This window comes from Modestobacter sp. SYSU DS0290 (assembly GCF_054050955.1).
The window spans coordinates 21,768-36,065 of record NZ_JBJHAI010000015.1 but is presented as its reverse complement, the minus strand read 5'-3'; the positions used below and the strand labels follow the sequence as shown (position 1 = coordinate 36,065).

At 76.0% G+C, this 14,298-nt stretch carries 13 protein-coding genes and 1 pseudogene; 6 read left to right on the top strand and 8 right to left on the bottom strand.

Going from position 1 to position 14,298, the window contains the following annotated elements; genetic code table 11:
- From cbiQ to ACI795_RS13320, 3 genes are all read left to right on the top strand, one after another.
- On the top strand, positions 1 to 786 hold the full coding sequence (gene cbiQ, locus ACI795_RS13330) for a cobalt ECF transporter T component CbiQ (RefSeq protein WP_457076005.1): 786 nt from the start codon (positions 1 to 3) through the stop codon (positions 784 to 786).
- The gene (locus ACI795_RS13325; RefSeq protein ID WP_457076004.1) at positions 783 to 1,532 is read left to right on the top strand and encodes an energy-coupling factor ABC transporter ATP-binding protein; all 750 of its coding nucleotides are present in this window, start codon (positions 783 to 785) and stop codon (positions 1,530 to 1,532) included. Before cbiQ ends, ACI795_RS13325 begins: the two co-directional genes overlap by 4 nt.
- A gap of 167 nt (positions 1,533 to 1,699) precedes the next feature.
- Positions 1,700 to 3,463, top strand: a complete 1,764-nt coding sequence (locus ACI795_RS13320) for a SpoIIE family protein phosphatase (RefSeq protein WP_457076003.1) — start codon at positions 1,700 to 1,702, stop codon at positions 3,461 to 3,463.
- Between the two features lie 10 nt (positions 3,464 to 3,473).
- Here ACI795_RS13320 and ftsY read toward each other — a convergent pair whose 3' ends face one another.
- Positions 3,474 to 4,670, bottom strand: a complete 1,197-nt coding sequence (gene ftsY, locus ACI795_RS13315) for a signal recognition particle-docking protein FtsY (protein ID WP_457076002.1) — start codon at positions 4,668 to 4,670, stop codon at positions 3,474 to 3,476.
- A gap of 61 nt (positions 4,671 to 4,731) precedes the next feature.
- Between ftsY and ACI795_RS13310 the strand changes: the two genes are divergently transcribed.
- Complete coding sequence (locus tag ACI795_RS13310) at positions 4,732 to 6,420, top strand: alkaline phosphatase D family protein (protein ID WP_457076001.1); 1,689 nt, start codon at positions 4,732 to 4,734, stop codon at positions 6,418 to 6,420.
- On the top strand, positions 6,417 to 7,202 hold the full coding sequence (locus ACI795_RS13305) for an endonuclease/exonuclease/phosphatase family protein (protein WP_457075999.1): 786 nt from the start codon (positions 6,417 to 6,419) through the stop codon (positions 7,200 to 7,202). The genes ACI795_RS13310 and ACI795_RS13305 overlap by 4 nt, the downstream gene beginning before the upstream one ends.
- Positions 7,203 to 7,222: 20 nt before the next feature.
- Here the strand turns inward: ACI795_RS13305 and smc are convergent, their stop codons facing one another.
- The 3 genes from smc to ACI795_RS13290 form a co-directional block, all read right to left on the bottom strand.
- Positions 7,223 to 10,789 (bottom strand): chromosome segregation protein SMC, encoded by a 3,567-nt coding sequence (gene smc, locus ACI795_RS13300; protein ID WP_457075998.1) that lies wholly within the window; start codon positions 10,787 to 10,789, stop codon positions 7,223 to 7,225.
- Positions 10,790 to 11,011: 222 nt separating this feature from the next.
- On the bottom strand, positions 11,012 to 11,203 hold the full coding sequence (locus tag ACI795_RS13295) for a hypothetical protein (protein WP_457075997.1): 192 nt from the start codon (positions 11,201 to 11,203) through the stop codon (positions 11,012 to 11,014).
- 150 nt (positions 11,204 to 11,353) lie between these two features.
- On the bottom strand, positions 11,354 to 11,626 hold the full coding sequence (locus ACI795_RS13290; RefSeq protein ID WP_457075996.1) for an acylphosphatase: 273 nt from the start codon (positions 11,624 to 11,626) through the stop codon (positions 11,354 to 11,356).
- On the opposite strand from ACI795_RS13290, the gene ACI795_RS13285 reads away from it, so the two are divergent.
- Positions 11,625 to 11,684, top strand: coding sequence for a hypothetical protein (locus ACI795_RS13285; protein WP_457076072.1), 60 nt, complete (start codon positions 11,625 to 11,627; stop codon positions 11,682 to 11,684). The two genes, ACI795_RS13290 and ACI795_RS13285, sit on opposite strands and share 2 nt — an antisense overlap.
- On the opposite strand, the pseudogene mutM reads toward ACI795_RS13285, so the two are convergent.
- The 4 genes and pseudogenes from mutM to ACI795_RS13265 all read right to left on the bottom strand — a co-directional run.
- Positions 11,680 to 12,495: pseudogene (gene mutM, locus ACI795_RS13280) on the bottom strand (bifunctional DNA-formamidopyrimidine glycosylase/DNA-(apurinic or apyrimidinic site) lyase); the annotation flags it as partial. The gene ACI795_RS13285 and the pseudogene mutM sit on opposite strands and share 5 nt — an antisense overlap.
- On the bottom strand, positions 12,496 to 13,326 hold the full coding sequence (gene rnc, locus ACI795_RS13275) for a ribonuclease III (protein WP_457075995.1): 831 nt from the start codon (positions 13,324 to 13,326) through the stop codon (positions 12,496 to 12,498).
- 23 nt (positions 13,327 to 13,349) lie between these two features.
- Positions 13,350 to 13,529 (bottom strand): 50S ribosomal protein L32, encoded by a 180-nt coding sequence (gene rpmF / locus ACI795_RS13270; protein ID WP_457075994.1) that lies wholly within the window; start codon positions 13,527 to 13,529, stop codon positions 13,350 to 13,352.
- Position 13,530: 1 nt separating this feature from the next.
- Complete coding sequence (locus ACI795_RS13265; protein ID WP_457075993.1) at positions 13,531 to 14,211, bottom strand: YceD family protein; 681 nt, start codon at positions 14,209 to 14,211, stop codon at positions 13,531 to 13,533.
- Between the last annotated feature and the right edge of the window lie 87 nt (positions 14,212 to 14,298).

Below are 14,298 nucleotides of genomic sequence, written 5' to 3'. Positions count from 1 at the left end.
GTGGGCGCCGGACACGCGCACGGTGGGCTGGGGGCGACCTACGTCCCCGGCGACAGCCCGGTGCACCGCCTCGAGCCGCACACCAAGCTCGTCGCCGTCCTGACCTTCGCGCTGGTCGTGGTGCTCACGCCGGTGCACGCCGGGTGGGCGCCGCTGGCCTACGCCGCCTTCCTGGCGCTGCTGCTGGTCGTCGCGGCCGTCGCCGGCGTGCGCCCCGGGCGGTTGCTGCGCGGACTGGTGGTCGAGGTGCCCTTCGTCCTGTTCGCCGTGCTGCTGCCGTTCGTCGCCCGCGGACCCCGCACCGACGTGCTCGGGCTGTCGCTGTCCGAGAACGGGCTCGCGGCCGGCGGCAGCATCCTGGCCAAGGCGACGCTGTCGGTGCTGGCCGCCACGCTGCTGGCCGCGACCACCGACCCGCGGGCGATGCTGCGCGGCCTGGAACGCCTGCGGATGCCGTCCGCGCTCGTGCAGATCCTCGGCTTCATGATCCGCTACGCCGACGTCGTCGGCGGCGAGCTGCGCCGGATGCGGGTGGCCCGGGAGTCCCGCGGCTTCCGCGGCCGGCACCTCGGTGCGCTGAAGGTGCTGGGCCCGGCCGCCGGGTCGCTGTTCATCCGCTCCTACGAACGGGGCGAACGGGTGCACCTGGCGATGCTGTCCCGCGGGTACACCGGCCGGATCCCCACCGGGCCGGTCGCCGTGGTCGGCGCACGCGCCTGGGCACTCGCGCTCACCCTGCCCCTGGCCGCGGCCGCCGTGCTGACGGCGGGTTCACTGCTCGGGTGAGCACTCCCCCGCCGTCCCTGGTCGTGGACGACCTCGCGTTCGCCTACCCCGACGGTCATCAGGCGCTGTTCGGCGTCGACCTGCGGATCGCGCCGGGCGAACGGGTGGCGCTGCTGGGCCCGAACGGGGCGGGCAAGACCACGCTGGTGCTGCACCTCAACGGGATCCTGCGGGGTGGGCGCGGCCGGGTTGAGGTCGGCGGGCTCCCGGTGACCGACCGCTCGCTGCAGGAGGTGCGCCGCCGGGTCGGGATCGTCTTCCAGGACCCCGACGACCAGCTGTTCATGCCCACGGTCGCCGACGACGTCGCCTTCGGCCCGCGCAACCTGGGGCTCCCCGAGCCCGAGGTCGCCCGCCGGGTGGCCGACGCGCTGGCCGCCGTCCGGATGGCCGACGCCGCCGACCGGCCGCCGCACCACCTCTCCTTCGGGCAGCGGCGCCGGGTCGCCGTCGCCACCGTGCTGTCCATGCAGCCGGAGGTCCTCGTCCTCGACGAGCCCAGCAGCAACCTCGACCCGGCCGGCCGCCGGGAGCTCGCCGAGGTCCTCCAGGCGCTGCCGGTGACGATGCTGATGGTCACCCACGACCTGCCCTACGCCCTGCAGCTGTGCCCGCGCTCGGTCGTGCTGGACCGCGGCGTGATCGTGGCCGACGGCCCGACCCGGGAGCTGCTGGCCGACCCGGCGCTGCTGGCCGCCCACCGGCTGGAGCTGCCCTTCGGCTTCGACCCGCGCGCCGTCGGCTGAACCCGTCCGGCAGCCCACGTTGCCGCAGGCCGGGCAGCGGGTACCCGGACGGTCGGCTCGACCGCACTCGTCGGGGAGGAGGGAGCAGCGACGTGACCGAGGGACGTTCGTCGGACGGGAGACGGATCGTCCACCCCGCACGTCGAGTGGCCCCTGGAGCGCTGCCCGTGCCCGACTACGCGCGGGTGTTCGAGGTGGCGCCCGCGCCGTTCCTGCTGCTCACCCCCGACTTCGTGATCGTGCACGCCAACCAGGCCCGGCGGGAGGTGACCGCGACGACGGTGGAGGAGAACGTCGGCCGGAACGTCTTCGACCTGTTCCCGGCGAACCCCGACGACCCGGCCGCCGACGGCGTCGCCAACTTCGCCGCCTCCCTCGCCGAGGCGCGGGACACCGGCCGCCCGGTCACCATGGCGATCCAGAAGTACGACATCCGGATGCCCGACGGCACCTACCAGGAGCGCTTCTGGAGCCCGCGCAACGTGCCGATCCGCGACGACGCCGGGCGGGTCGTGCTGCTGCTGCACCGTTCCGACGACATCACCGACTACATCCGCGACCGGGACGAGGCCCGCCGTGAGGCGGCCCGCGGCCAGCACCGGGTGGCCCAGGTGGAGTCCGACCTGTTCAGCCGCGCCCGGGAGCTGGAGCAGCTGAACGCCCGGCTCCGGGAGGTCGGCGAGCAGGAGCGGCGCACCGCCCGGTCCCTCACCGGGCTCGCGACCACCGTCTCCGCGCTGGCCCAGGCCGAGACCACCCGCGAACTGCTGGAGCTGCTGTTCGAGCACGCCAGTGCCGCGCTGGGCGTGGACGCCGCGGCGGTGGCCCTCGCCCCGGCCGACGGGGGGCCGCTGACCCTGACCGAGTTCCGCAACGGCCGGCTCTACACCGCCGAGCTCGCCACCGACTCGGCCCTGCCGATGGCGGTGGCCGCGTCGGGCGCAGCGCGGATCGTCCGGGACGCCGAGCTGAGCGGCTGGTCCGACCCGGAGGCGACCCGGGTGGCCGAGGGCCTGGGTGTGCGGTCCTGGGCGGCCCTGCCACTGCGTGCCGGTGGCCGGTTGCTGGGCTCCTGGACCGTCGGCTGGACCGATCCCCGGACCCTGGCGGACGACGAGCTGCAGGTCCTCGAGGCCTACGCGGCGCAGTGCGCGCAGGCGGTCGAGCGGGTCGCCCGGCTGGAGGACGAGCGACGGCGGGCCAGCGCCACCCGCAGCCTGGCGGAGGCGCTGCAGCGCTCACTGCTCACCGCGCCGCCCCAGCCGGACCACCTCCGGATCGGCGTGCGCTACCGACCGGCCGCGCGGGAGGCGCAGGTGGGGGGCGACTGGTACGACGCCTTCCTCTCCGCCGGCGGCGCCACCACCCTGGTGGTCGGCGACGTCACCGGGCACGACCGGGACGCCGCCGCCGCCATGGGCCAGCTGCGCAACCTGCTGCGCGGCATCGCCCACACGCTGGCCGCACCGCCGGCCGCGGTGCTGGACTCGCTGGACCGGGCGCTGCACGACCTCGGGGTGGCGACGATGGCGACCGCCGTGGTGGCCCGGGTGGAGCAGGCGACGGCCGGGCTGCGCACGCTGCGCTGGGCCAGCGCCGGTCACCTGCCACCGCTGCTGGTCACCGCGGCCGGGGCGGTCAGCCTGCTGGAGCGGCCGCCGGACGTGCTGCTGGGCGTGGACCCGGCGGCGGCCCGCGCCGACCACACGGTGCAGTTGGCCCCCGGGGACACCGTCGTCCTCTACACCGACGGCCTCGTCGAGCGCCGCGACGCGACGCTCGACGACGGCCTGGACCGGCTGGTCGCGGCCGCGGCCGAGCTGGCGGCCACGCCGGTGGACGAGGTCGGCGACGTCCTGCTGGCCCGGCTCGCCCCCGACTTCGCCGACGACGTGGCGCTGCTCGCGCTGCGCATCAGCCCCGAGGACTGACGCACCGGCGTCAGCCGACGATCGCCTCGGCGAAGGCCTCCGGCTCGAACGGGGCCAGGTCGTCGGGCCCCTCCCCCAGTCCGATGAGCTTCACCGGGATGCCCAGCTCCCGCTGCACCGCGACGACGATGCCGCCCTTCGCGGTGCCGTCGAGCTTGGTCAGCACCACCCCGGTCACGTGCACCGCCTCGGTGAACACCCGCGCCTGCACCACGCCGTTCTGACCGGTGGTCGCATCGAGCACCAGCAGCACCTCGTCGACCGGGCCGTGCTTCTCCACGACCCGCTTGACCTTGCCCAGCTCGTCCATCAGGCCGGACTTGGTGTGCAGCCGGCCGGCGGTGTCGACCAGCACGGTGTCGACCTCGCCCTCGATGCCGGCGCGCACCGCCTCGAACGCCACCGACGCCGGGTCGCCGCCCTCGCGGCCGCGCACGGTCAGCACGCCCACCCGCTCGCCCCAGGTCTCCAGCTGGTCGGCGGCGGCGGCCCGGAAGGTGTCGGCCGCGCCGAGGAGCACGCTCTTGCCGTCGCCCACCAGGGACCGGGCGATCTTGCCGACCGTGGTCGTCTTGCCCGCGCCGTTGACCCCGACCACGAGGACGACCGCGGGGCGCCCGTCGTGCCGGTCGACGTGCAGCGTGCGGTCCAGGTCGGGGCCGAGGACGGCGGTCAGCTCGCGGACCAGCAGCTGCCGGAGGTCCTCACCGGAGGCGGTGGCCAGCACCATGCTCTGGGTGCGCAGCCGGGACACGATCTGGGTGGTCGCCGCGACGCCGACGTCGGCGGCCAGCAGGGTCTCCTCGACCTCCTCCCAGTCGTCCTCGGTCAGCTTCTCCCGGCCCAGCACGGTCAGCAGGCCCCGGCCCAGCGAGGACTGCGAGCGGGCCAGCCGGGACCGCAGCCGGACCAGCCGGCCGGCCGAGGGCGGCGGGGTCTCGAAGACCAGGCCCGGCTCCGGCTCGGCCGGGGCCAGCTCGACCGGCTCGGCGACCGGGAGGTCGGCGGGGTCGACGGCGGTCGAACCGTGGGTCTCCGGCGGGGCGGTGGGCTGGGGCGGACGGGGCCGGGTCAGCGTGGTGCCGCTGGTGGCGTCGTCGTCCAGCCGGGTGGTGCGGCGCCCACGGCCGACCAGCAGACCGACGGCGGACACCAGGCCGACGACGAGGATCGCCACCGCGATCAACACGTACTCCACGAACTCCATGGAGGCAGTCTCCCAGCCGCGTCCTCGCCGGTGCACAGCCCGATGGGGCAGGCTGTCGCCCATGCCCGAGACCCCCGGCGCCCGCCCCCTCCTGTTGCTCGGGCCGCTGCTGCGACACGTCGACCCGGTGTCGGCGACCGTGTGGGTGGAGACCGACCGGGCCTGCGAGGTGAGCGTGCTCGGCCGCACGGCGCGCACCTTCTGCGTCAACGGGCACCACTACGCCCTGGTCGTCGTCGAGGACCTCGAGCCGGGCACCAGCACCCCCTACGAGGTGCACCTGGACGGCGCCCGGGTCTGGCCGCCGGCGCAGTCGGCGTTCCCGGCCAGCCGGATCCGCACCGCCGGTCGCCCCGGCCCGTTCCGCCTGGCCTTCGGCTCCTGCCGGTACGCCACCCCGACGACGGTCGACGTCCGGGAGAACATCCCGCCGGACGCCCTGGACGCCTACGCCCGCCGGCTGCTGGACATGCCCGAGGACGAGTGGCCCGACGCGCTGGTGCTGCTCGGGGACCAGGTGTACGCCGACGAGATCACCCCGGCGACCCGCAGCTGGATGGCGGCGCGGCGGGACCTGTCCCAGCCGCCGGGCGCCCAGGCGGCGGACTTCGAGGAGTACAGCCGGCTCTACGCGGAGTCCTGGAGCGACGCCCAGGTCCGCTGGCTGCTGTCGACGATCCCCTCGTCGATGGTCTTCGACGACCACGAGATGATCGACGACTGGAACACCTCCGCCGCCTGGCGGGCCGAGGTGACCCCCGCCGACTGGTGGCAGCGCCGGATCAGCGGCGGGCTGGTCAGCTACTGGGTCTACCAGCACCTGGGCAACCTCTCCCCACGTGAGCTGGCCGGCAACGAGACCTGGCAGGCGATCCTGGGCTCGCCCGGTGAGGACGCCGGGCCGATGCTCGACGAGATGGCCCGCACCGCCGACGAGGAGCCGCTGAGCGTCCGGTGGAGCTACGTCCGGCACTGGGGACCGGCCCGGCTGGTCATGGTCGACACCCGGGCCGGCCGCGCGCTGGAGGAGGCCGACCGGAAGATCGTCGACGACGAGGAGTTCGCCTGGGTCGAGGCCGCGGTCTCCCAGGCGGTGGCCGACGGCGTCGACCACCTGCTCATCGGGACGTCGCTGCCCTGGCTGCTGCCGCACGCGGTGCACGACATCGAACGGTGGAACGAGACGCTGTCGGTGCGGCACGCCGGCCGCCCGCTGGGCCGGCTGATGGAGAAGCTGCGCCAGGCCGCGGACCTGGAGCACTGGGCGGCGTTCGAGCAGTCCTTCGAGCGGCTGGGCCGCATGCTCCTGGAGGTGGCGCGAGGCGAGCGCGGCCGGCCGCCGGCGACGGCGCTGGTGCTCTCCGGCGACGTCCACCACGCCTACGCCGCCGAGCTCGTCGCGCCGGGTGGGATGGAGAGCCGGGTGCACCAGCTGACCGTCTCCCCGCTGCACAACGCCGCCCCGCACGTCATCGAGATCGGCTTCAAGCTCGGCTGGAGCCGCTGGGCCCGCGGTCTCACCGGTGCGCTGACCCGGCTGGCCCGGGTGACGCCCAGCCCGCTGCAGTGGCGCAAGCAGGCCGGGCCGTTCTTCGGCAACGAGCTCGGCGAGCTGGTGCTCGACGGCCGGGACGCCCGGTTCCTGCTGTGGGCCACCTCCCGCGACGAGGGCGGCGCCGAGCACTTCACCCAGGTGCTGGACACCCGGCTCTCCGCGACGAGGCCGGCATCGGCCACGCTGAGGTCATGACCGAACGCGCGCCCGCCCCGGTCCGGCTGGTCACCTTCAACGTGCACCACGGCGTCGGGGACGACGGCCGGCACGACCTGCCCCGGCTGGCCCGGCTGCTGGCCGACGCCGACGCGGACCTGATCTGCCTGCAGGAGGTCGACCGGCACTTCGGGCCGCGCAGCGAGGGCGTCGACCAGGCCGAGCTGCTGTCCCGGGCGCTGGAGATGGAGCTGGCCTGGGGGCCGGCGATCGACGAGCCGGGCGGTGGGGGCAGCGACGGCGACCGGCGTCAGTACGGCAACGCGCTGCTGTCGCGGCTGCCGCTGCTGGCCCGCGCCGTCCACCCGCTGCCCGGCGGGGGCGAGCCGCGCAGTGCGCTGCGCGCCCGGGTCGGGCTGCCCGGTGGTGCGCTGTGGGTGACCACCACGCACCTGTCCAGCGGCTCGGCGGCCGACCGCGCCGTCCAGGCCGCTGCGGTGGCGGAGCTGCACACGGCGGCGGAGCCCGGGGTGCTGGTCGGTGACCTGAACGCCGAGCCCGGCTCTCCGGAGCTGGAGTCGCTGCGGGCCCGGCTCGCCGACGCCTGGCAGCAGGCGGCCGCGCGCAGCGACCAGACCGGGCGTTTCTCCCTGCACCGCGACACCGGGCTCACCCACCCGGCCCGCCGGCCGCGGGTGCGGATCGACCAGGTGTGGGTGACCGGCGGGGTCGCGGTGACCGACGCCCGGGTGCTCGACGGCGCCGGCACGTCCGACCACCACCCGCTGCTGGTGGACCTGGCGGTCACCCACCCGGGCTGAGCACCGGCCGCGCCGTCCGGTCAGGCCGGCTGTGGCTCGCGCAGGCGCTGGCTGATCACGCCGGTGATGCCGTCGCCGCGCATGCTGACCCCGTAGAGCGCGTCGGCGATCTCCATCGTCCGCTTCTGGTGGGTGATCACGATGAGCTGCGAGGTGTCCCGCAGCTGCTCGATGAGCGTGATCAGCCGGCCCAGGTTGACGTCGTCCAGGGCAGCCTCGACCTCGTCGAGCACGTAGAACGGCGAGGGGCGGGCCCGGAAGATCGCCACCAGCAGGGCGACAGCGGTCAGCGACCGCTCGCCACCGGAGAGCAGCGACAGCCGCTTCACCTTCTTGCCCGGCGGCCGGGCCTCGACCTCCACGCCGGTGGTGAGCAGGTTCTCGGGGTCGGTGAGGAAGATCCGCCCCTCGCCGCCGGGGAAGAGCGTGCCGAACACCTGCTCGAACTCGCGCTGGGTGTCGGCGAACGCCTGGGCGAACACCTCGTGGATGCGCGCGTCGACCTCACGGACGACGGTGAGCAGGTCGCGCCGGGTGGTCTTGAGGTCGTCCAGCTGCGTGGCGAGGAAGGTGTGCCGTTCCTCCAGCGCCGCGAACTCCTCCAGCGCCAGCGGGTTGACCTTGCCCAGGGCGGCCAGGTCCCGCTCGGCCCGGGCGGCCCGGCGTTCCTGCGCGGCCCGGTCGTAGGGCACCGGCTCGGGCTCCGGCTCACCCGCCGTCTCGGCCGCGGTCACCTCGGCCTGGCTCGGCGGGACGGGGGCGGCCGGGCCGTACTCGCCGACCAGGGTGGGCAGGTCGACGCCGTACTCCTCGGCCGCCCGGGCCTCCAGCGACTCGATGCGCAGCCGCTGCTCGGCGCGGGCCACCTCGTCGCGGTGCACCTCGTCGGTGAGCCGGTCCAGCTCGGCGGTGTGCTCGCGCACCCGGGCCCGGACGGCCAGCAGCTCCGCCTCCCGGCCGGTGCGGGCCTCGGCGAGCACGTCCCGCTCGGTGGCGGCCCGGGCCAGTGACGTGGTGAGCGCGGTGAGCGCCTCCTCGGCCCCGGCGCGCACCCCGGCGGCGACGCGGGCGCCCCGTTCGCGGGCGGCGCGGGCGGCGGCGGCGCGCTCCCGGGCGGCGCGTTCCTGCCGGGCCTGCCGGCGCAGCGACTCGGCCCGCCCGGACAGCGAGCGGGCCCGTTCCTCGGCGGTGCGCACCGCCAGCCGGGCCTCGGTCTCGGCCTGGCGGGCGGCGGTGGCCTCGGCGCGCAGCCGGTCCCGCTCCTCGGTCGAGGGCTCCTCCTCGACCGGCGCGGACTCGGCGGCGGCCAGCCGCTCCTCCAGCTCGGTGAGCCCGGCGACCGCCTGCTCGTGGGCCTGCTCGGCCCGCACGCGGGCGGCGTCGAGCCGCTCGGCCTCGGCCACGGCCGAGCGGGCGGCGGCACCGAGCTCGGCCAGCTCGGCCGCTGCGGCCGAGCGCGCCCGGTCGCCGGCCTGGCGCGCGGTCAGCGCGGCGTCGACCTCGGCGGAGCGCTCGGTCGCGGCCTGCCGGGCGGCGGCGAGCTGCTCGGCGAGCTCGGCGGCGTGCGCGGCCGCCTGCTCCAGCGCCGTGGCGGCCTCCTCGACCCGCGCCCGCACCTCCAGCCCGGAGGGGGCGTTGGCCTGGCCGCCGGTGGCCCAGTCGGCGCCGAGCAGGTCTCCGGTGCCGGTGACCGCACGGACCCGGGGGTGGGTGCGCACCAGCGCCACGGCAGCGGGGAGGTCGGCGACGACGGCGACCCGCTCCAGGGCACGGGCCAGGGCCGGGCCGAGCTCGGCGGGCGCCTGCACCAGGTCCAGCGCCCAGCGGGCGCCGTCGGGCAGCTCGGGCCAGCCGTCGCGGGTGACCGGCGGGAGGCCGCCGGTGACCAGCAGCCCGGCCCGGCCGCCGGCGCTGCCGGCCAGGTGGGTGAGCACGTCGGCGGCCTCGGCGACCCCGCCGACGACGACGGCGTCGGCCAGGCCACCGAGCGCAGCGGCGAGGGCGACCTCGGCTCCCGGGGTGACGGTGAGCCGGTCGGCGACCGGGCCCAGCACGCCGGGCAGCCCCGCAGCGAGCACGGCGGCCGCCCCGTCGGCCGGGGCCAGCCCCAGCGCCAGGGCGTCGCGACGGGCCTGCGCGCCGGCCCGGTCACGCTCGGCGGCGCGCTCGGCGGCGGTCAGCTCGGTCACGGTGCGCACCGCGTCGGCGTGCGCGGTGACCGCGGCCGCGTGCGCCTCGGCGAGGCCGGTGTCGTCGCCGGCGTCCTCGGTGAGCTCCTCGCGCCGCCGGGCCAGCCGTCCGGCGGCCGCCTCGGCCCGCTCGCCGGCCTCGGCCGCGGCAGCGGCCAGCCGCTCGATCTCGGCCTCACCGGCGGCGGCCCGGGAGCGCCCGGCGGCCACCTGGCCGGAGAGCCGGGCCAGCTGCTCGCGCCGGTCGGCCAGCGCCCGGGCGGCAGCGACCAGCGCCCGCTCGGCGTCGGTGAGCGCGGTCTCCACGTCGGTGCGCGCGGCCACCGCCGCGGCGAGCCGGGCGCGCTCGGCCTCCAGGGAGGCGGCGAGCTCCCGCTCGGTCGTCTCGACCCGGTCGGCCTCGGCGTCCAGCTGCTCGGGGTCGCGGCCGGCGGGGCCGGCCGGGGGCGCGGCGGAGAGGTGCCGGTGCCGCTCGGCCGCCAGCTGGGCAACGCTGCGGAACCGCTCGCCGAGGGTGGACAGCCGGTACCAGGCCTCCTGCGCGGCGGCGAGCTGCGGGGCGTCGGCGGCCAGCTGCCGCTCGAGGGCCGCCTCGGCGCGGGATGCCTCGGCGAGCGCCTGCTCGACGACCGCCCGCCGGGCGCGCGCGGCGGTCTCGTCGGCGACGTCCTTGTCCAGCGCGTCGCGCAGGCCGACCAGGTCGTCGGCGAGCAGCCGCAGCCGGGCGTCGCGCAGGTCGGCCTGCACGCCCGCGGCGCGGCGGGCCACCTCCGCCTGCCGGCCCAGCGGCTTGAGCTGGCGGCGCAGCTCGGCGGTGAGGTCGGCCAGCCGGTCGAGGTTCGCCTGCATCGCGTCGAGCTTGCGGAGCGCCTTCTCCTTGCGCTTGCGGTGCTTGAGGACGCCGGCGGCCTCTTCGATGAACGCGCGACGGTCCTCCGGGCGGCCGGAGAGGACGGCGTCGAGCTGCCCCTGACCGACGATGACGTGCATCTCCCGGCCGATGCCGGAGTCGCTGAGCAGCTCCTGGACGTCGAGCAGGCGGACCTTGTCGCCGTTGATCTCGTACTCGCTCTCCCCGGAGCGGTACATGCGGCGGGTGATCGACACCTCGGTGTAGTCGATCGGGAGCGCGCCGTCGGCGTTGTCGATGGTCAGCGTGACCTCGGCGCGGCCCAGCGCCGGCCGGCCGGCGGTGCCGGCGAAGATGACGTCCTCCATCTTGCCGCCGCGCAGGCTCTTGGCGCCCTGCTCGCCCAGCACCCAGGCGATCGCGTCGACGACGTTGGACTTGCCCGAGCCGTTCGGGCCGACGACGGCGGTGATGCCCGGCTCCAGCCGGAGCGTCGTCGGCGACGCGAAGGACTTGAAGCCCTTGAGCGTCAGGCTGGACAGGTGCACGGGAAGCAGACTCCGGTGGCCGGCGGGACGGGTGCCGATCCGACGTTAACCGAGCACACCGACACGGCCCCGGCTCGTGGGGCGGCCGGGGCAGGTGGGGACTGGCGCGACTCGGCTCCGCCACCGGCGTTGTGCACCGGTCGTCGGTCGTCGACGTCGGAACCGACGATCAGCGCACAACGGCGGGCACAGGCACCCGAGCGCCGCCGTGCCGGGCCTTCGTCAGGCGAGCGCGGGCGCGTTCTGCTCGTCGGCCAGGGTGAGCAGCTCGCGGGCGATGGCGGTGTCGCGCTCCTCGCGGAGGACGGCGAGCTCCTCCTCCAGGCGGCGTACCCGCGCGCGCAGTGCGGCGTTCTCCTGGGCCATCCGGAGCTCGTGCGGAGCGACGACGGAACCGAACAGGGCCTTGGCCATGACTGAGCGGCCTCTCGACAGACAGGAGGGTGGTTCCCGTGCACCGCCGACGGCGGTCTGCACGGGCTGGTCTCCTCAGGGTGACACCCGCCTCGACCTGGGTCAACGCCTCGCGTACCGCGTCCCCGTGTCGGGTGGATGTCGTCTTGGTCACCCCGTGGTGAAGCCGTGAATCCCGCGCACCACGTCGTCCCGGAGCTGCACGCCGCGCACCGTGCCGGGGGCGTCGGGGCCGTCGAGGGCGGCGACCACCGCCGCGACGTCGTCGGCCGGCCCCTCCAGCACGACCTCCACCCGGCCGTCGGGCAGGTTCGTCGCCGACCCGGCCAGGCCCCGGGCAGTGGCCGTGCGGTGCACGAAGAACCGGTAGCCGACGCCCTGGACCAGCCCGTCGACGAGCGCGACCACCCGCCGCGCGTTCATGCGCGCCGCCGGGGTCGCGGCTGGCACTGCGGGCAGCTGTAGCTGGACCGGTTCATGAACTGCTCCCGGACCACGGCCGTACCGCAGCGCGGGCAGGGGCGGTCCTCCTGCCCGTAGACGGCCAGGTGGCGGGAGAAGTAGCCGCTCTGCCCGTTGACGTCGACGTAGAGGGAGTCGAACGACGTCCCGCCCTGGGCCAGCGACTCCCCCAGCACGTCGCGGACCCCCTCGAGCAGGTCCGTCACGTGCCCCCGGGTGAGCTTGTCGGTGGGCCGGGCGCCGTGCAGCCGGGCGCGCCACAGCGACTCGTCGGCGTAGATGTTGCCCACCCCACCGATCAGCGTCTGGTCCAGCAGCGCCCGTTTCACCTCGGTGCGGCGCCGGCGCAGGGCGGCGGTGAACGCCGCCTCGTCGAAGCCGGGGTCCAGCGGGTCGATGGCGATGTGCGCCAGCCGGGGCGGCAACTGCTCCCCGTCGGTCTCCTCCACGGCCAGGCCGCCGAAGGTGCGCTGATCGACGAAGCGCAGCTCACGGCCGCCGTCGGTGAAGCGGAACCGCGCGCGCAGGTGCACCTCGTCGGGCTCGCTGCGCTTCTCCACCAGCAGCTGGCCGCTCATGCCCAGGTGGGCGACGAGCGCCCGGCCGAGCGGGGCACCGTCCTCGCCGGCCAGGGGCAGCCACAGGTACTTGCCGCGCCGGTGGGCGGCGGTGAACGTGGCGCCGGTCAGCGTCGCGACGAAGTGGTCGACGCCCTCCAGGTGCCGCCGGACGGCGCGGGGGTGGTGGACCTCGACGGCGGCGACGGTGCGCCCGGCGACCCAGCGCTCCAGCCCGCGCCGGACGACCTCGACCTCGGGGAGCTCGGGCACTCAGGCCCCCGCGGCCTTCCCCGCCCCTGCGGCCTGCTCCGCCTCCGCCGACAACGCCCGCCAGGCCGCCTCCGCGGCCTCCTGCTCGGCGGCCTTCTTGGTGCGGCCCGAGCCGCTGCCGCGGGAGGTCCCGGCCAGCAGCACCGACGCGGTGAAGGTCTTGGCGTGGTCGGGGCCCTCGTCCTCCACCACGTAGACCGGCGCGCCCAGTCCCTGGGCGGCGCCCAGCTCCTGGAGGCTGGTCTTCCAGTCCAGGCCGGCGCCCCGGGTGGCCGACTCGGCCAGCAGCGGGTCGAAGAGCCGGTGCACCAGGGCGCTGGCGACGTCCAGCCCGCGGCCCAGGTGGATCGCGCCGATCAGCGCCTCGAGGGCGTCGGCGAGGATCGAGTCCTTCTCCCGGCCGCCGGTGGTCTGCTCGCCGCGGCCGAGCAGCAGGTGCGGGCCGATGCCGCCGTCCCCGAGGGAACGGGCGACGCGGGCCAGCGAGGTCATGTTCACCACGGAGGCCCGCAGCTTGGCCAGCTGCCCCTCGGGCAGGTCGGGGTGGCTGCGGTAGAGCTCGTCGGTGACGACGAGGCCCAGCACCGAGTCGCCGAGGAACTCCAGGCGCTCGTTGGTGGGCAGGCCACCGTGCTCGTAGGCGTAGGAGCGGTGGGTGAGCGCCAGGGTCAGCAGGTCACCGGGGAGCGAGACGTCCAGGGCCTCGGCCAGCCAGCGGGCGGCCTGCCCGGCGTGCTCGTCACCGGCGGGGGAACGACCACCGGCGTCCACCGCCGGCGGCTGCACGGAGCCGTCGGCGGTGGACGCCGGTGTCGTGGTCGAGCTCGCCACGCGGGGAGCGGGTGCGGAGCTGGTCAGACCGCGATGGTCTGACGGCCGTCGTACTGACCGCAGGTCGGGCAGGCCTGGTGCGGCGGCTTGAGCTCGCGGCAGGCCGGGTTCTGGCAGGCGGCCAGGGTGGGGGCGGTCGTCTTCCACTGCGAACGGCGGGACCGGGTGTTCGCGCGCGACATCTTCCGCTTCGGGACGGCCACGTCAGTTCTCCTCTGGGTCGGTGCGGGCGGACCCGGACTGGGACCCCTCCGCGGTGTCGGTCAGGTGCGCGAAGCGGTCGGCGAGCCCGGCGAACCGGGGGTCGATCACCTCGTGCGAGTGGTCGGCGGGCAGGTCGTCGAGCCGCTCACCGCAGTCGACGCACAGGCCGGCGCAGTCCGGCGTGCAGGTGGGCGACAGCGGCAGCGTGAGCACGACGGTGTCGCGGACCAGCGGTGCGAGGTCGAGCGTCTCGCCCTCGATCCGGCGGACCTCGTCCTCACCGCTGGTCGCCTCGGTCGTGCTGCCCTCGTAGGCGTACAGCTCCTGCACGTCCAGGGTCAGGGTGTCCTCGACCGGGTCCAGGCAGCGGGCGCACTGGCCGGTCACCGGGACGTCGACCTCGCCGGAGACGAGCACGCCCTCCATGACCGACTCCAGGCGCAGCCGCAGCTGCACCGGGGCCCCTTCGGGCACGCCGATCATCTCCACGCCCCAGCGCTCCGGGGCGGGCAGCGTCTTCTCCCACTCACGCATCGAGCCGGCCCGGCGGCCCAGCTCACGGAGCTCGACCTTCCAGGCCTTCGCGGCGGCCCGCTCGGCAGCGGTCGCGGCGGGGTCGCCAGCAGGACGCCGGGCGTCGGTGGACGCGGCGTCGGGCTGGCGGGCAGAGGCAGCAGGCATGTCAGTACTCGTCGTCGTCGATGTGGGGTGCCGGCACGGCCCCGCGCGGACGGCGCGGGACGGCACGGAGCCGGACAGAGGTCCAGC

Bases quoted from the DNA above. Each gene is read 5' to 3' on its own strand.
- ftsY (WP_457076002.1), bottom strand. From the start codon at position 4,670: ATGGAGTTCGTGGAGTACGTGTTGATCGCGGTGGCGATCCTCGTCGTC.
- ACI795_RS13310 (WP_457076001.1), top strand. From the start codon at position 4,732: ATGCCCGAGACCCCCGGCGCCCGCCCCCTCCTGTTGCTCGGGCCGCTG.
- ACI795_RS13305 (WP_457075999.1), top strand. From the start codon at position 6,417: ATGACCGAACGCGCGCCCGCCCCGGTCCGGCTGGTCACCTTCAACGTG.
- ACI795_RS13295 (WP_457075997.1), bottom strand. From the start codon at position 11,203: ATGGCCAAGGCCCTGTTCGGTTCCGTCGTCGCTCCGCACGAGCTCCGG.
- ACI795_RS13290 (WP_457075996.1), bottom strand. From the start codon at position 11,626: ATGAACGCGCGGCGGGTGGTCGCGCTCGTCGACGGGCTGGTCCAGGGC.
- ACI795_RS13265 (WP_457075993.1), bottom strand. From the start codon at position 14,211: ATGCCTGCTGCCTCTGCCCGCCAGCCCGACGCCGCGTCCACCGACGCC.